Source organism: Pseudomonas danubii (genome assembly GCF_042980055.1).
Lineage (GTDB): Bacteria > Pseudomonadota > Gammaproteobacteria > Pseudomonadales > Pseudomonadaceae > Aquipseudomonas > Aquipseudomonas danubii.
This window is the reverse complement of sequence record NZ_CP116502.1, coordinates 1,533,484-1,551,984: the sequence shown is the minus strand read 5'-3', so window position 1 is coordinate 1,551,984 and position 18,501 is coordinate 1,533,484. Positions and strand designations below refer to the sequence as shown.

Genomic DNA, 18,501 nt, shown 5'->3' with positions numbered 1-18,501 from the left:
CTGTACGGCCCGCCTACGGGCTCTCATAAATCCTGCCACTCACCTAAAATAACCCAGGTTGCGTCCTGACACGCGAGGAGTCCCCGTGACTGATTTCCCCACTTCCCTGACCTCGCCGGACAACCGCTGCGAAGGCTGCCAAAAAAGCCCGCCACTGGGCTTCGATTTTTCCTTCGCCTATCAACCCATAGTCGATCTGCGCGACCGCTCGATCTTTGCCCATGAAGCCCTGGTGCGCGGGGTCAATGGCGAAGGCGCCCACACCGTGCTGGACCAGGTCGACGACAGCAACCGCTATCGTTTCGACCAGCGCTGCCGGACCCTGGCCATCACCACGGCCGCGCAGATGGGGATGCAAAGCCACCTGTCGATCAACTTCATGCCCAACGCCGTGTACCGCCCGGAACTGTGCATCCGCAGCACCCTGGAAGCCGCCCGCGCCCAGCACTTTCCCCTGGACCGGCTGATTTTCGAAACCCTGGAAAGCCAGCACGTAGATAACAGTCGCCATTTGACCCATATTCTGCGTGAATACCGCGAATTCGGCTTCAAGACCGCCATCGATGACTTCGGCGCGGGGTACTCGGGGCTGAACTTGCTGGCGAATTTCCAACCCGACCTGATCAAGCTCGACATGGCGCTGATTCGCGATGTCGACCAGGATCGCGTACGCCAGGCGATCGTTCGCGGGATTGTCACAATCTGTGCGGAGTTGGGCGTTACAGTCATTGCCGAAGGCATTGAAAGCGCTGGTGAACGAGACTTTCTCAGCGACTGTGGAATTTATCTGATGCAGGGTTACTGGTTCGCCAAACCTGCATTCAAAGCCCTGGCCGAGGTTCCGGTCGCGGCCTGGAAAAGCTAATTGCGGATTTCCCCTATTTGAAGACTTTTGACCATTTGACCGTTGTCGGTCTGCGCGAGTGGGTGGCGCTTCCTGATCTGGGAGTGGCCGGCCTGCGCGCCAAGATCGATACCGGAGCCAGTACCTCCAGCCTGCATGCCACCGAGATCGAGCCCTTCGAACGCGACGGTGAACAGTGGGTGCGTTTCAATGCCCACTTGGGCAGTGTGGTGCAGTTGCGTCACCGGCGTTGCGAAGCGCCGCTGGTGGCGATGAAAACCATTAAAAGCTCCAACGGCCAGGCTCAGGTGCGCTATGTGATCAGCACCACCCTGGCCCTGGGCGATCGCGTGTGGCGGGTGGAATTCACCCTCGCCTGCCGCAAGGCCATGCGCTATCGCCTGCTGCTGGGTTCCAAGGCGCTGATCGACGGCCAGTTGGTGGTCAATCCGGGCATCAAATACGTACAAGACAAACCGGTGTTCCCGGTATCCACTACCTCTGCCACAGGTGTTGCATGAAGATCGCTGTGCTGTCGCGTAACCCGCGTCTGTATTCCACTCGTCGTCTGGTCGAAGCCGGCACCGAGCGTGGCCATGAAATGGTAGTGGTCGACACCCTGCGCGCCTACATGAACATCGCCAGCCACAAGCCGCAGATCCACTACCGCGGCAAGCCCCTGGAAGGCTTCGATGCGGTGATCCCGCGGATTGGTGCCTCGGTGACCTTCTATGGCTGCGCGGTGCTGCGCCAGTTCGAAATGATGGGAGTCTTCCCGCTCAACGAGTCGGTGGCCATCGCCCGCTCCCGGGACAAACTGCGCTCGCTGCAGTTGCTGTCGCGGCGTGGCATCGGCCTGCCAGTGACCGGCTTTGCCCACTCGCCGGACGACATTCCCGACCTGATCGAAATGGTCAACGGCGCGCCCCTGGTGATCAAGGTACTGGAAGGCACCCAGGGTATCGGCGTGGTGCTGTGCGAAACCGCCACCGCCGCAGAGTCGGTGATCGAGGCTTTCATGGGCCTGAAGCAGAACATCATGGTCCAGGAGTACATCAAGGAAGCCGGCGGCGCCGACATTCGCTGCTTCGTGGTGGGCGACAAGGTGATCGCGGCGATGAAACGCCAGGCCAAGCCGGGGGAGTTCCGCTCCAACCTGCATCGTGGCGGCAGCGCCAGCCTGATCAAGATCACCCCGGAAGAACGCATGACCGCGCTGCGGGCAGCCAAGGTCATGGGCCTGAGCGTGGCGGGTGTGGATATCCTGCGCTCCAATCACGGGCCGCTGGTGATGGAAGTCAATTCCTCGCCAGGCCTGGAAGGCATCGAGACCACCACCGGCAAGAACGTGGCAGGGATCATCATCGAACACATCGAGAAAAATGGCGGGCCGAACATGACCCGGACCAAGGGTAAGGGCTAAGGGGTACGCTCGATCGGCGGCCCCTGTAGCCACTGCCGCAGGCTGTGACCGGCTGCGCAGCAGTCGCGCTTGCGGGCCGCGCAAGGGCCTTCGGCCCTTATCGCAGCCTGCGGCAGCGGCTACAGGTGTTCAATCCGCATCGCGTGGCAGCAACAAGCCCAAAGGCAAGCGCACTCGCGCTTCGAGGCCGCCATCGGGACGGTTGCGCAGTTCGACGTTGCCGCCGTGCATGGCGGCAATCCGCTTGACGATGGCCAGGCCCAGGCCAGTGCCCTTGCCACCCCGGGCACGGTCGCCACGGGTGAAGGGGTTGAAGATCGCCTCCAGCTCAGAAGGATCGATCCCCGCGCCGCGGTCCATCACACTCAGCACCACATACGGCGCATTGGTGTCACCGGACACATAGGCCGCCACTTCGACATCCGTTCCCGCGTGATTCAAGGCGTTGCCAATCAGGTTGTTGAGCAGACGCTTCATCGATACCCGACGCAGCGGGAACGGCTGGATCGGCTCCAGGCGCAGGTGCACCCGCTCCTGGTTCTGGTTGTAGGGCGCGGCCACCTCACGCACCAGATCACTCAAGTCCACCTCTTCCACCGACTCGTCGCGGCCGTCGCGGATGAAGGCCAGGAACTGATCGAGAATGGCGTCCATGTCCTCGATATCCCGCACCATGTCGTCGGTCAGGTCGGTGTGCGCGCCCATCAACTCCAGCGACAGGCGCAAGCGGGTCAGCGGCGTGCGCAGGTCGTGGGACACCCCCGCCAACATCAGCTCCCGTTCACGCCCCGCCTGCTCCACATCCTCGGCCATCTGGTTGAAGGCGCGGTACACCTCGGTCATCTCGCTCGGCGTATCGCTGATCGGCAGGCGCACGCTGCGCCCCTGACCCAGTTGCCGAGCAGCGTAGACGAGGCGCTTGAGCGGTTGGTTGAGCTGGCTGACGAAGATCCACGCCGAGGCGGTGGATAACAGGCCGATGGCCAGGAACCAGCCCAGCACGCTCCAGATCTTCTGCCCCCGCAGCGGATGCGGATACAGCGGCACCTTGAGCCAGCCATCCCCCAGGCTCGGCGCCCGCACCCACAGCGCCGGTGGTGCATGCATGCGCAGGCGCACTTCGGTGTCGGCGCCCAACTCGGCCTGCATCTGCCGCTGGTAGATCTCGCTGTAGGGCCAGTGCTGCTCGCCGGCCGGCACACCGCTGCCCACCACCTTGATCAGCCCTGCGGCTTCGGCGATCTGGTCGCGGTTGGATTCGTCGGCGGCCCAGTAGGCGCGCAGGGTCAGGGCCACGCCGTGGCTGTATTGCCGGTCCACCAGCACGTCCTCGTTCATCAACAGATAAACCAGGGTCAATGCCTTGGAAAACAGCACCACGATCAGCACCAGCCACAGGGTGCGGGAGAAGAAACTCTGGGGGAACCACAGCGGGGTTTTCATAACAGCCAATACACACTTTGCAGGAGCGGCTCGCGCTCGCGGAGTGGCAGAATGCGAACGCCCGGGTCGTTACCGGCCCGGGCGTTCGCTCCTACAAATCACCTATCACTTGGTCGCGGTGCCATCCGGCACGAAGACATAACCCACGCCCCAGACGGTCTGGATATAGCGCGGTTTGGAAGGGTCGGGCTCGATCATCCGCCGCAGGCGGGAGATCTGCACGTCGATGGAACGCTCCAGGGCATCCCACTCGCGGCCACGGGCCAGGTTCATCAGTTTGTCGCGGGTCAACGGCTGGCGGGCGTTCATCACCAGGGCCTTGAGCACCGCGAACTCACCGGTGGTGAGCATGTGCACTTCATCGCCACGCTTGAGTTCGCGAGTGGCCAGGGACAGTTCGTAGTCACCGAAGGTCACGCTTTCGTCTTCGCTGCCCGGCGCACCCGGCACCGGAGCCGACTGACGACGCAGCACGGCCTTGACCCGGGCCATCAGCTCGTCAGGGTTGAACGGCTTGGCCAGGTAATCGTCGGCACCCAGCTCCAGGCCCTTGATGCGGCTCAGCTCGTCGCCCTTGGCGGTGAGCATGATGATCGGAATCTGGTTGTTGGCACTGCGCAGTCGGCGGCAGGCGGTCAGGCCGTCTTCGCCGGGCAGCATCAGGTCGAGGACCACCAGGTTGAACACTTCGCGACCCAACAGACGGTCCATTTGCTCGGTGTTCGGTACCGCGCGGGCACGGTAGCCCTTGCTGACGAAAAAACGCTCCAGCAGGCTGCTCAGCCCCGGATCGTCGTCAACAATAAGAATTTTTTCGCCTTCAGCAGTTTGTGCAGTGCTGCTCATTGGATGCTCCTCTAATCTCGGTGCGCATTATGGCGTAGCTGCCGTTATACGCACCGTGTGCATTGTTAGCAGATTTTTCCTCTATCGCCAGCAAACCCGCTGTCGGCCTGAGGCTGGCCATCACCCCGAAGACCGTAACGCTGGGTATAATGCGCCGCCTTTTGTGTTGGGCAATATCTGATCAGTACGCCTGCGGCCAGTTTTTTTATTTGCCTGGGCCGGCAGTATTTTTTCGATTTCACGGGTCAACAGCCAGCCTTTTGATCCAGGTGGCGGCGCGGGCCAGGCCGCTCAACCAGACTCGCCGGGCCTTACTTTCGTGCCCGCGGGCCTGCTTTCACACATTTGTCAGGTGGTTTTATGGACAGCATCAACAGCCGCATTGCCGAGGAACTCGGCGTACGCCCACAACAGGTCGAAGCGGCCGTCGCTCTATTGGATGAAGGCTCCACCGTGCCCTTCATCGCCCGTTACCGGAAAGAGGTCACCGGCAGCCTCGATGACACTCAACTGCGTCATCTGGAAGAGCGCCTGCGCTACCTGCGAGAGCTCGACGAACGGCGGATCAGCATCCTCGCCAGCATCGAAGAGCAGGGCAAGCTGACCCCGGAGCTGGCTCGCGACATCAAGCTGGCCGACACCAAGACCCGCCTCGAAGACCTGTACCTGCCTTATAAGCAGAAGCGCCGCACCAAGGGCCAGATCGCCCTGGAAGCCGGCCTCGGCGAACTGGCGGATGGCCTGTTCAACGACCCAAGCCTGACTCCGGAAGCCGAAGCCGCCCGCTTCGTCAACGCCGACAAAGGCGTGGCCGACGTCAAGGCCGCCCTGGAAGGCGCCAAGTACATCCTCATGGAGCGCTTCGCCGAAGACGCGGGTTTGCTGGACAAGCTGCGCAACTTCCTCAAGCAGGAAGCCACCCTCAGCGCCCGCGTGGTTGCCGGCAAGGAAGAGGAAGGCGCCAAGTTCCGCGACTACTTCGAACACGACGAACCGCTGAAAAGCATGCCGTCGCACCGCGCCCTGGCGATTTTCCGTGGCCGCAACGAAGGCATTCTCAGCTCCGCACTGAAAGTCGGTGACGAGCTGCCGGGCACCATGCACCCCTGCGAAGGCATGATCGGCCAGCACGTGGGCATCCAGAACCAGAACCGTCCCGCCGACAAATGGCTGGGTGAAGTGGTGCGCTGGACCTGGAAGGTCAAGCTCTACACCCACCTGGAAACCGACCTGCTGGGCGAGTTGCGCGACAACGCGGAAACCGAGGCGATCAACGTCTTCGCCCACAACCTGCACGACCTGCTGCTGGCCGCTCCGGCCGGCCCGCGCGCCACCCTGGGCCTGGACCCGGGCCTGCGCACCGGCTGCAAAGTGGCGGTGGTGGATGCCACCGGCAAGCTGCTGGATCACGCCACCGTCTACCCGCACGTGCCGCACAACAAGTGGGACCAGACCCTGGGCATCCTGGCCGCGCTGTGCGCCAAGCACTCGGTGGACCTGATCGCCATCGGCAACGGCACCGCCAGCCGCGAGACCGACAAGCTGGCCGCCGAACTGATCAAAAAATACCCGGCCATGAAGATGACCAAGGTCATGGTGTCCGAAGCCGGTGCATCGGTGTACTCGGCCTCGGAGCTGGCGGCCAAGGAGTTCCCGGACCTGGACGTGTCGATCCGTGGCGCCGTATCCATCGCCCGCCGCCTGCAGGACCCACTGGCGGAACTGGTGAAGATCGATCCGAAATCCATCGGTGTCGGCCAGTACCAGCACGACGTGTCGCAGTTGAAACTGGCCCGCGGCCTGGACGCCGTGGTCGAGGACTGCGTGAACGCCGTCGGCGTCGACGTCAACACCGCTTCCGTGGCCCTGCTGGCGCGGATCTCCGGCCTGAATGCGACCCTGGCGCAGAACATCGTCAGCCACCGCGACGAACACGGTGCCTTCAAGACCCGCGCCGCGCTGAAAAAGGTCGCCCGCCTGGGTGAAAAAACCTTCGAGCAGGCCGCCGGCTTCCTGCGCGTCATGAACGGCGACAACCCGCTGGACGCCTCGGCGGTGCACCCGGAGGCCTACCCGCTGGTGCAGCGCATCGCCGCCGACACCGGCCGCGACATTCGCTCGTTGATCGGCGACAGCGGCTTCCTCAAGCGCCTGGACCCGAAGAAATTCACCGACGAAACCTTCGGCTTGCCCACCGTCACCGACATCCTCCAGGAACTGGACAAGCCCGGCCGCGACCCGCGCCCGGAGTTCAAGACCGCCGAGTTCCAGGACGGCGTGGAAGACCTCAAGGACCTGCAACTGGGGATGATCCTCGAAGGCGTGGTGACCAACGTCACCAACTTCGGTGCCTTCGTCGACATCGGCGTGCACCAGGACGGCCTGGTGCACATCTCGGCGCTGTCGGAGAAGTTCATCAAGGACCCGCGTGAGGCGGTGAAGGCCGGCGACGTGGTCAAGGTCAAGGTCATGGAAGTCGACATTCCGCGTAAACGCGTGGGCCTGTCGATGCGCATGAGCGACACCCCGGGCGAGAAGATCGACGGCGCTCGCGGTTCCCGTCCAGGCTCGGCGCCGCGCTCCTCCCAGGGCAACGCACCACGCAAGGAAACCACCGCGGCCGCCCCGAGCAACAACGCCATGGCCTCGCTGTTCGCCAACGCCAAGCAGTTGAAGAAACGCTGATGCAGATCCCTGCCGGCCTGACCGAAAGCGCCTTCAGCCAATTGCTCGGCTGCCGTCTGCAACGCCTGGAAACCGGCGAGGCGGACGTCGCCCTGGAGCTGACCCCGCAGCTGCGCAATCGCGGGCAAAAGCTGCACGGCGGGGCGATCTTCAGCCTGGTGGACATTGCCATGGGGCTGGCCTGTTCCAGCACCCACGGCTTTGACCAGCAGAGCGCCACCATCGAGTGCAAGATCAACTACATCCGCGCCGTGGCCGAGGGTGAAGTGCTGTGCCGGGCCAAGGTGATCCACCCCGGCCGCCGTACCCTGGTGGTGGAAGCGGACGTGATCCAGGGCGACAAACTGGTCGCAAAAGCACAAGGCACCTTCGCGGTCCTATAGCTCCCTGTCATGAATTTGGGTTAATTTCGGCGCTGCGAAAGCGGCGTCGGAGTTTTTTGCCTGCGCTAAAGCCAGATTCAGGGATGAAGGATTGGCGTTTTCAAGCGAGTCGGCTTGACTCAAAAACCAGGCGAAAACGCCAGTTTTAACTTCACCCTTGTAGACCGTCCTGCCCACCCCCATATTGGGGCGACTGACGCGTGAAGGAATCCAACTTGAGCGAACTTCTCAACCGCCGCCTGGCTCTGCTCGGCGAGCGCGCTAACCTCTCCCTGCTCGAGCAGTGCCTGCACGGTATCGAACGTGAATGCCTGCGTGTTACCGGCGAAGGCCGCCTGGCACAGACCCCGCACCCGGAAGAACTGGGTTCCGCGCTGACCAACGAACAGATCACCACCGACTATTCCGAGTCGCTGCTGGAGTTCATCACCCCGGCCCTCACGGACCCGGCGGACACCCTGGCCAGCCTCGACAAGATTCATCGTTTCGCCTACAGCAAGCTCGGCAACGAGTACCTGTGGAGTCCATCGATGCCGTGCCCGTTGCCGGCCGAGGAAGACATCCCGATCGCCTACTACGGCACCTCCAACATCGGCCAGCTCAAGTACGTGTACCGCAAGGGCCTGGCCCTGCGCTACGGCAAGACCATGCAGTGCATTGCCGGGATCCACTACAACTTTTCCCTGCCGGAACAGCTGTGGCCGCTGCTCAAGCAAGCCGAAGGCTTCGTCGGCAGCGACCGGGACTACCAGTCTTCGGCCTATATCGCGCTGATCCGCAATTTCCGTCGCTACAGCTGGCTGTTGATGTACCTGTTCGGAGCTTCGCCGGCCCTGGACGCGGGCTTCCTGCGCGGCCGCTCGCACCAGCTGGAACAGCTGGACGCCGAGACCCTGTACCTGCCCTACGCCACCAGCCTGCGCATGAGCGACCTGGGCTACCAGAGCCAGGCCCAGGCCGGCCTGACCCCTTGCTACAACGATCTGAACAGCTACACCGACAGCCTGCGCAAGGCCGTGGCCACGCCCTACGCGCCTTACGTAGCGGTCGGCACCCACAAGGATGGCGAGTGGGTGCAACTGAACACCAACATCCTGCAGATCGAAAACGAGTACTACTCCAACATCCGCCCCAAACGCGTGACCTACACCGGTGAGCGGCCGATCCAGGCGCTGATGGCCCGGGGTATCCAGTACGTCGAAGTGCGTTGCCTGGACATCAACCCGTTCCTGCCCCTGGGCATCGACCTCCAGGAAGCCCGCTTCCTCGACGCCTTCCTGCTGTACTGCGCGCTCAACGACAGCCCGCTGTTCGAGAACAACGAGTGCGGCAACGCCACCTCCAACTTCCTCGCCGTGGTCAAGGAAGGCCGGCGTCCGGGCCTGCAACTGCAACGCCAGGGCCAGCCGGTGGAGATGAAGGAATGGGCCGCCGAACTGCTGGAGCAGATCGCGCCACTGGCTGCCCTGCTCGACCAGAGCCACGGCAGCAACGTGCACAGCAAGGCCCTGGACGCCCAGCTGGCCAAGGTCAAGGATTCGTCCCTGACCCCATCGGCCCAGGTGCTGGCGGCCATGAGCGAGCACAAGGAGAGCTTCAGCCAGTTCTCCCTGCGCCAGAGCCAGGTGCATGCCGAGCACTTCCGCAGCCAGGCCCTGAGCAAGGAAGAGCAAGCCGCCTTCGAAGACGCGGCGCGCAAATCCCTGGAGCAGCAGACCGAGCTTGAGCAAAACGAAGTGGGTGATTTCGACGTGTTCGTCGGCGCCTACCAGGCCAGCATCCTGGCCATCAGCAACTAGGGCCATGGCGAGGGCGCCTGCTCCCGCTAGGTCGGCCGGCCGTCCGCGGCGCAGCCCCTGCCAAACCTGGCGACCGGGTATTCCTGCATAAGCGCGTGGCCTGAGCTGGGGGCCGCGTTGCAGCCCGACGAGATCCGGCGCCCTCGCCATAACACTTGTCTGGCTACGGCCACGAATTTCACCTCATAAGCTAATGCAAATAAGTTATTTATTTCTGCATTCTTAGATCATTTAGTCTCCTCCCACGCCGATCACCGGCCGCCTATGAGGAGCACCCCCATGAAACTGCATTTCCCCCTTCGCCTCCTGGCGGCCGCGTCCCTGGCCGCTGCGAGTTTCTTTGCCCAGGCGGCCGACGTCACCGTCGCCTACCAGACCACCGTCGACCCGGCCAAGGTCGCCCAAGCCGACGGCAGCTATGAAAAAGCCACCCAGGCCAAGATCAACTGGCGCAAATTCGACAACGGCGCCGACGTCATCGCCGCCATCGCTTCCGGCGATGTGCAGATCGGCTACCTGGGCTCCAGCCCGCTGACCGCCGCCATCACCCGCAAGGTGCCGGTGCAAACCTTCCTCATCGCCACCCAGATCGGCGCCGCTGAAGCCCTGGTGGCCCGCGACGGTTCCGCGATCAACAGCCCTCAGGACCTGATCGGTAAAAAAGTCGCCGTGCCCTTCGTTTCCACCGGCCACTACAGCCTGCTGGCGGCGCTGAAGCACTGGAACATCGACCCCTCGAAAGTGCAGATCCTCAACCTCGCGCCACCGGCAATCATCGCCGCCTGGAAGCGCGGCGATATCGACGCCACCTACGTCTGGGACCCGGCCCTGGGCGTGGCCAAGGAAAACGGCAAGGTGCTGATCACCTCCGGTGAGCTGGCCAAGTTCGGCGCACCGACTTTCGACGCCTGGATCGTGCGCAAGGATTTTGCCGAGAAGCACCCACAAATCGTCAGCGCCTTCGCCAAGGTGACCCTGGAGGCCTACGCCCAGTACCGCAAGGACCCACAAGCCTGGCTGGCCAACCAGGGCAACGTCGACAAGCTGGTCAAGCTCTCCGGGGCCAAGGCCAGCGATATCCCGCTGCTGCTGCAAGGCAACGTCTACCCACTGGCCGCCGACCAGGTGCTCAGCCTCGGCGCCCCGACCACCAAGGCCATCACCGACACCGCGGTGTTCCTCAAGGAACAAGGCAAGGTCGAGGCGGTACTGCCGGACTACGCCCCCTACGTCAGCGCCAAGTTCATCCCTGAATAACCCGCGACCGGACAGGAGATAGCCGTCATGGCCTTGCTACAACTGGAGCGCATCAGCGCACAGTACCCCGGCGCCGCCGAACCGGTGCTGGCGGATATTTCCCTGACCCTGGGGCCACAGCAACTGCTGGTCGCCCTGGGGCCTTCCGGCAGCGGCAAGACCTCGCTGCTGAACCTGATTGCCGGGTTCGTCGATCCCAGCGCCGGGCGCATCAGCCTCGACGGTGTGCCGGTCAAGGGCCCCAGCGCCGAGCGTGGCGTGGTGTTCCAGGACGACGCCCTGCTGCCCTGGCAGGACGTGCTGGGCAACGTCGCCTTCGGCCTGGAACTGGCCGGCGTCGCCCGCGACCAACGCGAAGCCCGGGCGCGGGAGATGCTCGCCCTGGTGGACCTGGCCGGCTTCGACAAACGCCGCATCTGGCAACTCTCCGGTGGACAGAAACAGCGCGTGGGCCTGGCCCGCGCCCTGGCTGCCGACCCGCGCGTGCTGCTGATGGATGAACCCTTCGGCGCCCTGGATGCCTTCACCCGCGAGCAGATGCAGGAGCTGTTGCTGCAAGTCTGGCGGCGCACCGCCAAGCCGGTGTTCCTGATTACCCACGACATCGAGGAAGCAGTGTTCCTGGCCACCGACCTGATCCTCCTGGCACCCAACCCGGGGCAGATCGTCGAGCGCCTGAACCTGGACTTCGGCCAGCGCTACGCCGCCGGCGAGTCGGCGCGGGCGATCAAGTCCGACCCGCTGTTCATCGAAACCCGCGAGCACGTGCTGTCCCGGGTGTTCTCCCAACGCAGCGCCACCCAGCAGCAGGAGCGCCCATGAGCAGCTACGAGATTCCCGCCACCACGACCCGTGATGCCAACCCGAAAGCGCCCCTGCCGGTGCGTCGTAGCCTGAGCACCCGCTGGATCAGCGTGCTGACTCTGATCACCCTGCTGGCCCTGTGGTGGGCGGTCACCGCCAGCGGCCTGATCGAACCGCTGTTCCTGCCGCCCCCTGCCGCCGTATTGCAAAAGGGCTGGTTGCTGGCCACCAGCGGCTACATGGATTCCACCCTCTGGCAGCACCTGGCAGCCAGCCTGCAGCGCATCGGCCTGGCCCTGGGCTTTGCCGTGCTGACGGCGATTCCGGTGGGCATCGCCATTGGCGCCAACCGCATCGCCCGGGGCGTGCTCGACCCTTTGATCGAGTTCTACCGGCCGATTCCGCCACTGGCCTATCTGCCGCTGATCGTCATCTGGTGCGGCATTGGCGAGCTGTCCAAGGTGCTGCTGATTTATCTGGCGATCTTCGCCCCGATTGCCATCGCCACCGCCACCGGCGTGCGCACCGTCGACCCGGCCAAGCTGCGCGCCGCCCAGTCCCTGGGCGCGACCCGGGCGCAACTGATTCGCCACGTGATCCTGCCCAGCGCCCTGCCGGACATTCTCACCGGCGTGCGCATCGGCCTGGGCGTGGGCTGGTCGACCCTGGTGGCGGCGGAGCTGATTGCCGCCACCAGCGGCCTGGGCTTCATGGTGCAATCCGCGGCGCAGTTCCTGGTCACCGATGTGGTGGTGCTGGGGATACTGGTGATTGCCCTGATTGCCTTCGCCATGGAGATGGGCCTGCGCGCCCTGCAACGCAAGCTGGTGCCCTGGCACGGCCAATCCCACTGACCTGCGTGTGCCGCCTGCCCCGCACGCGGTTCACCTGTAGCCGCTGCCGAGCCCTCGCGAGGCTGCGACCGAGCGCGTAGCGCTCGCAGCAATCGATGAGGAAGGCCTCGTTGCATGGGTCTGCATCTACTGCGCCGCCGTTCGCAGCCTCGCCAAGGCTCGACAGCGGCTACAGGGTCACGACACCGCCAGCGCAACCGTTTTTTAGTTTGATGCAGATAAACCGAATCCGACCACGCCAACAAATGGGCGCCGAACAAGAGAACGACCATGAGCCTGACCATCACCCCTTTAAGCTCCGCCCTCGGCGCCCAGATCAGTGGCGTCGATATCAGCCAACCGCTCAGCGTCGAACAGCGCGACGCCATCGAGCAGGCGCTGCTCAGGCATCAAGTGCTGTTCTTCCGCGACCAGTCGATCACCCCACAGCAGCAAGCGCGCTTCGCCGCCCACTTCGGTGACCTACACATTCACCCGATCTACCCCAATGTGCCGGAACAGCCGGAAATACTGATCCTCGACACCGCTGAAACCGACGTGCGCGACAACGCCATCTGGCACACCGACGTGACCTTCCTGCCAACCCCGGCCCTGGGCGCGGTGCTCAGCGCCAAGCTGCTGCCGCCGTTCGGCGGCGACACGTTGTGGGCCAGCGGCATCGCCGCCTACGAGGCCTTGTCCGAGCCGCTGAAGAACCTGCTGCAGGGCCTGACCGCCACCCACGAGTTCATCAAGTCTTTCCCTCTGGAACGCTTCGGCAACACCCCCGAAGACCTGGCGCGCTGGGAGGAAGCCCGGCGCAAGAACCCGCCGCTGTCGCACCCGGTGATCCGTACCCATCCGGTGAGCGGCCGCCAGTCGCTGTTCGTCAACGACGGCTTCACCACCAAGATCAACGAACTATCGGAGAGCGAAAGCGAGGCCATCCTCAAGCTGCTGTTTGCCCACGCCACCCGCCCGGAGTTCACCATCCGCTGGCGCTGGCAGGAAAACGACGTGGCGTTCTGGGACAACCGCGTGACCCAGCACTATGCCGTGGACGACTACCGTCCACAGCGCCGGGTGATGCAGCGCGCGACCATTCTTGGGGATGTGCCATTCTTTCGCTGAAACGCGGGGAGATGCAGCAGGCCCCGGCCCCGCTGAATGAGCGAAGCCGGGGACAGCGGGCTATTTGACGCTGGAGGGAGCTTTCTTCTTGCGATTGCCGATATGAATCGCCTGGCCATTCACCGACAAGGCGGCTTCATGCAGGGCTTCGGACAGGGTCGGGTGGGAGAACACCATCATTCCCAGGTCTTCGGCGCTGGTGCCGAACTCCATGCCGATCGCGCCTTCCTGGACCAGTTCCGCAGCGCCCGGGCCGATCACATGCACCCCAAGTACCCGGTCGGTGCTGGCATCGGCAATGACCTTGACCAACCCGGCGGTGTCGTTGGCCGCCATGGCCCGGCTGCTGGCGGAGAACGGGAAGGTGCCGATGTTCAGCTCGATGCCCTGGGCCTTGAGGGCCTGTTCGGTCTGGCCAACCCAGGCGATTTCCGGGTGGGTGTAGATCACTGACGGGATCAGCTCGTAATTGAGCGGATGGTGATGCCCGGCAAGGCTCTCGGCCACCATCACCCCCTCCTCCGACGCCTTGTGCGCCAGCATCGGGCCGCGCACCACGTCGCCAATGGCGAACACCCCAGGCACGCTGGTCAGGCACTGGCCATCGACATGAATAAAGCCGCGCTCGTCCAACTGCACACCGCTGTCGGCGGCCAGCAGATCGGTGGTCAGGGGCCGACGACCCACGGCGACAATCAGGCGGTCGAAGGTCTGCTGCTTGTCCTCGCCGCCCTCGCTGAGGCTGACCTTGACGCTGTCGCCTTGCACTTCGGACGCCGTCACCCGGGCCCCCAGGCGGATATCCAGGCCTTGCTTGCCAAAGATCTTCTGCGCCTCCTTGGCGATCTGCACGTCCACTGCCGGCAGGAAGCTGTCGAGGGCTTCGAGCACCGTCACTTCGGCGCCCAGGCGGGCCCAGACCGAGCCCAGTTCCAGGCCGATGACGCCGGCGCCGATCACCCCGAGGCGCTTGGGCACGTGGGTGAATTCCAGGGCTCCGGTGGAGTCGACGATCACCTTGTCGGTCAGCGGTGCGGCGGCGATGTCGATGGGGCGGGAGCCGGGGGCGAGGATGATGCTGGGGGCACTGATGCGCTGGGTGCTGCCGTCGGCCGCGGTGACTTCCACTTCCTTGTTGGCCAGCAACTTGCCGTGACCTTCCAGCAGGGCCACGCCATTGGCCTTGAACAGCGAGGCGATGCCGCCGTTGAAATTGCGCACCACGTTGTCCTTGCGCGCCAGCATGGCCGGCACATCCATCTGCGGATTGCGGATGCCAATGCCGTGCACTTCAAAACCGTTGCGCGCCTCGTAATAGTGATGAGAGCTGTCCAGCAATGCCTTGGAAGGAATGCAGCCCACATTGAGGCAGGTGCCGCCCAGAGCGGTCTTGCCGTCCTTGCCCTTGTAGCGCTCGATACAGACCGTCTTCAGTCCCAACTGCGCCGCCCGGATCGCCGCGACATAGCCACCAGGACCCGCGCCGATCACGATCACATCGTATTGTTCACTCATAGATTGCCGTCCTTTGCACAGACAAACTCGACCACAGCTCCCATGGTCGCCCTGTCCTTGAGAATTTTCAGGTGGCCAAGCCCGCGGGTTTGCAGGACTTGCCGGTGACGCAAGCCTTCAGCGAAGGATTGCAGGTCATCTGCCGGGACTTCCTGATCCTGCTGGTCATGCACCAGCAGCACCGGGATATCCACCTGGTGGCCATAACGACTGACCGCCAGGCTGCGCATGTCCTTCTGATAGCGTTGCTCAACCAGAAGTTGCATGCGTTGTCTGACGTCATCGTTGATCCACAGAAATGCCGCAAAACGCCGAACGACGTTTTCGATGTCGGCCGGCGCAGCCACCAGCACCGCCCGCTCGAAGCCCTTGCCGACCGGGGTGCTCAAGGCATACCCGGCGGCAGCCCCGCCCAGGGAGTGCCCGATCACCGTGTCGAACGGCCCCAGCTGTTGCTGCACCTGATCCAGCATGCTGACGAAGGTCGGCAGCGACGCTTGCCGACCGCCGCTGCCGCCATGGCCGATGCAGTCGAAGGACAGCACTTCACAGCCCTCCTCCAGCAACAGCGGAATCAGGTACTGCCACTGGGTACTGGCGCCACTCCAGCCATGCACCAGCACCACCCGGCGCCGGACCTGCTGCGGGGTCCAGCGGAAACAACGCAGCCGCCCTTCCTCGGTTTCCAGGTCCTGCACCGTGGCGCTGGGCAGCGTCAGCGGAAAATGCTGGCGCAGCCGTTGTGGCGTGGTGAACAGCTTCAGCGCGCGCGTTGCAGCACGCCGAGGAAGCAGCCGCGACTCCATCCAGAAGCTGCAACGCAGCAGCCCCAGAACCCCGTTGTAAATGCCCTTGAAGAGCATTTTCTTGAAGCTGCTACGCCGGCCCTTGGCGGGTGCCGACGCTTGCTCTTGGGTCGCCATCTTGCTTCCTCATCGACTACAGGGTTCAGCGCTGGATTACAGCTTCACCATGTTGAAATCCAACTTGCTCACGCCGCATTCCGGACAGGTCCAGTCTTCGGCAATGTCATCCCAGGCAGTGCCCGGAGGCACCCCCGAATCGGGATCGCCCAGCCGTTGATCGTAGATCCAGCCGCAGATCAGGCACATCCACAGGCCGGACTCGGTCACGGCGCTTTCAGCATAGGTCGTCATGGGTGGTTAACCATCGTCAAAAGGTTGTGCGTTGTGCTCATGCGCTGGCCTGAGCCACTTCGGCCACCTTGATGTTCTGTACAAGGAACTGCGCCACCTGCTCCAGCACCGCGGCATCGGAGAGAATGCGCACATGGCCGAGCCCGGACACTGGCTCCAGCTTCGCCCAAGGCATCAGCGTGGTGATCTGCTGCGCTTCGCAGAACGGCACGATCGGGTCGTTGAGGTCGTGCAGCACCAGGGTCGGCAACTGCAGGCCGTTGCCCAGGGCCGGGATGTCCCAGTGCTGGACCGGCACGCCGTTGCGCTTCCACAGTTCACGGTGCATGGCCTGGACCACCGCCGGCTTGAGCTTGAGGTAACCGTTGGCCCAGCGCTGGATCACCACCGGCAGGTTGGCCGGCGAGCCCAGCAGGCACAGGGCCTTGATCCGATGGGTCTCGGCCAGTTCCGCCAGGGCCCCGGTGGCGGCGATACCGCCCAGGGAGTGGGCGACGATTCCCACCACGTCACCCAGGGCGACGATGGCCGCTTTCACCGCGTCCTTGAACTCGGTCATGGTGCTCAAGGAGCCCGGCGAGATGCCGTGGGCCGGTGCATCGAAGGTCGCGACCTTGAAGCCTTGGCGCTGCAGGACGCGAGTGAAGGAGTACAGGCTGCGACTGTCTGCGCCCCAGCCATGGACCAGGAGGATGGTCTGGTCGCCCGTGCCCCATTGATAGCCGTGAGGAACGCCGGCGATGCCCTTGATATGGAAACGCTGGGCGCCCAGGGGGCTCATTTCCTTGTCGGGTTGCTTGATGTATTCCCGGGTGTAGCCGAACAGATCCGTGGCCTTGGCACCGGCGCTGTCCACCGAGAGCGACCCCAGAATGCCCATGTAGCTGCGCAGCAGCTGCTGCTTCAGGGTCAGAGGACTGTTGGCCGCCTTGGCGCCCGGCGTGTTCTGCCCCTCGGCGGCCTGGGCCGGCCGGTCAAAGGACTCATAGAAGCCATTGACCGGGTCGTACAGGTGACAGTTGCGCGCCACGTGCCAGACATCCTGCACGGTCATGGGTTTTTCCCTGACCATCCCTGGGAAGGCGTTCTTCAACGCTGCCTGGGCTTCGGGCAGGTTGTAGTGGGGAATGATCGGCGCCACGTGGTGCGCGGTGTGCACCGAAATGTAGTGGGTCAGGAACAGCAGCCACTTGGGGTACATGTAGTCAGTGGTCAGCAGCAGTCGGCTGCTGTTGAAGCTCCAGTGCTCCTTGGTCAGGAACGGAGTCTCATCGCTGATGTGGTGCATCATGGTGGTCAGGCTGAACCAGGCATGGGTCGCCAGCCACGGGGCAACGAAGTACAGGAACAGCCCGGTGAAGCCGGTGAAGTACACCAGGGTCGGCAGGTAGATCAGCGCAGCCACCACCATGAACAGGATCGAACGACGCACTTCGTTGCGCGCTTCGAGCTTGTGGAACATGGACGGACGGAAGCCCGAGTGGCGCTGGTAGTTGACCGTGCCCAGCCAGAACAGCCAGGTGCGGGTGCTGCTGTAGACCAGCTTGTCCCACCAGGGCATGGCGTCGTACTGCACGCGCAGTACCGGGCGCCAGTCGACGTCCATTTCCAGGTTGTTGGTGTTGGCGTGGTGCATGTTGTGCATGTGGCGCCAGCCGTGGAACGGGTAGAGCAACGGCAGCAAGGCGATATGCCCGAGAATGTGGTTGAAGCTGCGATTGCGCGAGAACGAGTTGTGCCCGCAATCGTGGGCCACACAGAACAGACCCCAGCCGCCCAAGCCCGCCACCAGCCACAGCGGCAGGTAGAACATCCAGTGCACGTGGGCGACCGCCACTATCGCGCCAATGTAGAGCATGTAGCTGACGACGAAGCTGAGCATCCCGCGCCAGACCCGTGGCTGATACAGGTGCTTGGGGATTGCGTCCGTCAGGCGCAGGCCTTCGATCTCCTGTGAGCGTCGAAGCAGGTCATTGAATTTATCGTTTTTTTGCGAAGGCATCTGTGCAATGGCCATGGCCAAGCTCCTGCGAAGTCAAACTTCGGATGTGGTCAGTTCGTTGGCCAGGTATTTGGACAAGTCATCGATGCTGGAGTATTCGAACAGCAAGGCCGGGGACAGGCGCTGCTCCATGAACTTCTCCAGGTCGCCCGCCACCTTCACCGCCACCAGCGAGTCAAGGCCGTAGGACTCGAAGCTGCGGGCGGTATCGACCTGGGACGGGTCGATCTTCAGCAGCGTGCCCATCTTCTGCACCAGCCAATGCTTGATGCTCTCTTCGTTGAGTTCGACCGCCGCCTGTTTTTTCTCCGAGAAGCTCAGAGTGCTCAGCAAATTGGAAATGAAGTTGGACATAGGATCTTCCTTGATGAGTAGGGTG

General features: G+C 63.5%; 17 protein-coding genes. 10 read left to right on the top strand and 7 right to left on the bottom strand.

What is annotated here, in order from left to right; all coding sequences use genetic code 11:
- Nucleotides 1-85: 85 nt before the first annotated feature.
- The 3 genes from PFZ56_RS07290 (at nt 86) to rimK (ending at nt 2,267) form a co-directional block, all read left to right on the top strand.
- On the top strand, nt 86-865 hold the full coding sequence (locus PFZ56_RS07290; protein WP_110595317.1) for an EAL domain-containing protein: 780 nt from the start codon (nt 86-88) through the stop codon (nt 863-865).
- An 83-nt stretch (nt 866-948) separates the two neighbouring features.
- Nucleotides 949-1,365: an ATP-dependent zinc protease gene (locus PFZ56_RS07285; RefSeq protein ID WP_374046134.1), complete on the top strand. Its 417-nt coding sequence runs from the start codon at nt 949-951 to the stop codon at nt 1,363-1,365.
- Nucleotides 1,362-2,267 (top strand): 30S ribosomal protein S6--L-glutamate ligase, encoded by a 906-nt coding sequence (rimK, locus tag PFZ56_RS07280; RefSeq protein ID WP_007931744.1) that lies wholly within the window; start codon nt 1,362-1,364, stop codon nt 2,265-2,267. The genes PFZ56_RS07285 and rimK overlap by 4 nt, the downstream gene beginning before the upstream one ends.
- Before the next feature lie 129 nt (nt 2,268-2,396).
- Here rimK and PFZ56_RS07275 read toward each other — a convergent pair whose 3' ends face one another.
- Both PFZ56_RS07275 and ompR read right to left on the bottom strand, forming a co-directional pair.
- Nucleotides 2,397-3,710 carry an ATP-binding protein gene (locus tag PFZ56_RS07275; RefSeq protein WP_016966991.1) on the bottom strand — a complete coding sequence of 438 codons (1,314 nt, stop codon included), beginning with the start codon at nt 3,708-3,710 and terminating at the stop codon, nt 2,397-2,399.
- A gap of 105 nt (nt 3,711-3,815) precedes the next feature.
- Nucleotides 3,816-4,556 carry a two-component system response regulator OmpR gene (ompR, locus tag PFZ56_RS07270; RefSeq protein ID WP_016966992.1) on the bottom strand — a complete coding sequence of 247 codons (741 nt, stop codon included), beginning with the start codon at nt 4,554-4,556 and terminating at the stop codon, nt 3,816-3,818.
- Nucleotides 4,557-4,916: 360 nt separating this feature from the next.
- On the opposite strand from ompR, the gene PFZ56_RS07265 reads away from it, so the two are divergent.
- The 7 genes from PFZ56_RS07265 to tauD all read left to right on the top strand — a co-directional run bounded on the left by PFZ56_RS07265 (nt 4,917) and on the right by tauD (nt 13,448).
- Entirely contained in the window at nt 4,917-7,241 is a 2,325-nt protein-coding gene (locus PFZ56_RS07265) for a Tex family protein (RefSeq protein ID WP_102882182.1), read from the top strand.
- Nucleotides 7,241-7,624, top strand: coding sequence for a PaaI family thioesterase (locus PFZ56_RS07260; protein WP_011058654.1), 384 nt, complete (start codon nt 7,241-7,243; stop codon nt 7,622-7,624). Before PFZ56_RS07265 ends, PFZ56_RS07260 begins: the two co-directional genes overlap by 1 nt.
- 215 nt (nt 7,625-7,839) lie before the next feature.
- Nucleotides 7,840-9,423: a glutamate--cysteine ligase gene (gene gshA, locus PFZ56_RS07255; RefSeq protein WP_102862654.1), complete on the top strand. Its 1,584-nt coding sequence runs from the start codon at nt 7,840-7,842 to the stop codon at nt 9,421-9,423.
- A gap of 279 nt (nt 9,424-9,702) precedes the next feature.
- Nucleotides 9,703-10,680, top strand: coding sequence for a taurine ABC transporter substrate-binding protein (gene tauA, locus PFZ56_RS07250; RefSeq protein ID WP_102882184.1), 978 nt, complete (start codon nt 9,703-9,705; stop codon nt 10,678-10,680).
- Between the two features lie 27 nt (nt 10,681-10,707).
- Nucleotides 10,708-11,502, top strand: coding sequence for a taurine ABC transporter ATP-binding subunit (gene tauB / locus PFZ56_RS07245; RefSeq protein WP_170001991.1), 795 nt, complete (start codon nt 10,708-10,710; stop codon nt 11,500-11,502).
- The gene (tauC, locus tag PFZ56_RS07240; RefSeq protein ID WP_170001989.1) at nt 11,499-12,338 is read left to right on the top strand and encodes a taurine ABC transporter permease TauC; all 840 of its coding nucleotides are present in this window, start codon (nt 11,499-11,501) and stop codon (nt 12,336-12,338) included. The genes tauB and tauC overlap by 4 nt, the downstream gene beginning before the upstream one ends.
- A 270-nt stretch (nt 12,339-12,608) precedes the next feature.
- Nucleotides 12,609-13,448, top strand: a complete 840-nt coding sequence (gene tauD / locus PFZ56_RS07235) for a taurine dioxygenase (protein ID WP_110595314.1) — start codon at nt 12,609-12,611, stop codon at nt 13,446-13,448.
- 60 nt (nt 13,449-13,508) lie between these two features.
- On the opposite strand, the gene lpdA is transcribed toward tauD, so the two are convergent.
- The 5 genes from lpdA to PFZ56_RS07210 are packed head-to-tail and all read right to left on the bottom strand — an operon-like array spanning nt 13,509 to nt 18,476.
- Nucleotides 13,509-14,963 (bottom strand): dihydrolipoyl dehydrogenase, encoded by a 1,455-nt coding sequence (gene lpdA / locus PFZ56_RS07230; protein ID WP_170001987.1) that lies wholly within the window; start codon nt 14,961-14,963, stop codon nt 13,509-13,511.
- Nucleotides 14,960-15,886 (bottom strand): alpha/beta hydrolase, encoded by a 927-nt coding sequence (locus PFZ56_RS07225; protein ID WP_170001985.1) that lies wholly within the window; start codon nt 15,884-15,886, stop codon nt 14,960-14,962. The genes lpdA and PFZ56_RS07225 overlap by 4 nt, the downstream gene beginning before the upstream one ends.
- Nucleotides 15,887-15,922: 36 nt before the next feature.
- Complete coding sequence (locus PFZ56_RS07220) at nt 15,923-16,120, bottom strand: rubredoxin (protein WP_102862648.1); 198 nt, start codon at nt 16,118-16,120, stop codon at nt 15,923-15,925.
- A gap of 37 nt (nt 16,121-16,157) precedes the next feature.
- A complete protein-coding gene (locus PFZ56_RS07215; protein WP_170001983.1) occupies nt 16,158-18,137 on the bottom strand; it encodes an alpha/beta fold hydrolase in 1,980 nt (659 codons plus the stop codon).
- Nucleotides 18,138-18,155: 18 nt separating this feature from the next.
- Entirely contained in the window at nt 18,156-18,476 is a 321-nt protein-coding gene (locus PFZ56_RS07210) for an acyl carrier protein (protein ID WP_102862646.1), read from the bottom strand.
- Between the last annotated feature and the right edge of the window lie 25 nt (nt 18,477-18,501).

Excerpts from the sequence above, each read along its gene's own strand:
- tauC (WP_170001989.1), top strand. The coding sequence starts at position 11,499 with ATGAGCAGCTACGAGATTCCCGCCACCACGACCCGTGATGCCAACCCG.
- PFZ56_RS07225 (WP_170001985.1), bottom strand. The coding sequence starts at position 15,886 with ATGGCGACCCAAGAGCAAGCGTCGGCACCCGCCAAGGGCCGGCGTAGC.
- rimK (WP_007931744.1), top strand. The coding sequence starts at position 1,362 with ATGAAGATCGCTGTGCTGTCGCGTAACCCGCGTCTGTATTCCACTCGT.
- tauA (WP_102882184.1), top strand. The coding sequence starts at position 9,703 with ATGAAACTGCATTTCCCCCTTCGCCTCCTGGCGGCCGCGTCCCTGGCC.
- PFZ56_RS07210 (WP_102862646.1), bottom strand. The coding sequence starts at position 18,476 with ATGTCCAACTTCATTTCCAATTTGCTGAGCACTCTGAGCTTCTCGGAG.
- lpdA (WP_170001987.1), bottom strand. The coding sequence starts at position 14,963 with ATGAGTGAACAATACGATGTGATCGTGATCGGCGCGGGTCCTGGTGGC.
- PFZ56_RS07265 (WP_102882182.1), top strand. The coding sequence starts at position 4,917 with ATGGACAGCATCAACAGCCGCATTGCCGAGGAACTCGGCGTACGCCCA.
- ompR (WP_016966992.1), bottom strand. The coding sequence starts at position 4,556 with ATGAGCAGCACTGCACAAACTGCTGAAGGCGAAAAAATTCTTATTGTT.
- PFZ56_RS07220 (WP_102862648.1), bottom strand. The coding sequence starts at position 16,120 with ATGACGACCTATGCTGAAAGCGCCGTGACCGAGTCCGGCCTGTGGATG.
- PFZ56_RS07260 (WP_011058654.1), top strand. The coding sequence starts at position 7,241 with ATGCAGATCCCTGCCGGCCTGACCGAAAGCGCCTTCAGCCAATTGCTC.
- PFZ56_RS07275 (WP_016966991.1), bottom strand. The coding sequence starts at position 3,710 with ATGAAAACCCCGCTGTGGTTCCCCCAGAGTTTCTTCTCCCGCACCCTG.
- PFZ56_RS07215 (WP_170001983.1), bottom strand. The coding sequence starts at position 18,137 with ATGGCCATTGCACAGATGCCTTCGCAAAAAAACGATAAATTCAATGAC.
- tauD (WP_110595314.1), top strand. The coding sequence starts at position 12,609 with ATGAGCCTGACCATCACCCCTTTAAGCTCCGCCCTCGGCGCCCAGATC.
- tauB (WP_170001991.1), top strand. The coding sequence starts at position 10,708 with ATGGCCTTGCTACAACTGGAGCGCATCAGCGCACAGTACCCCGGCGCC.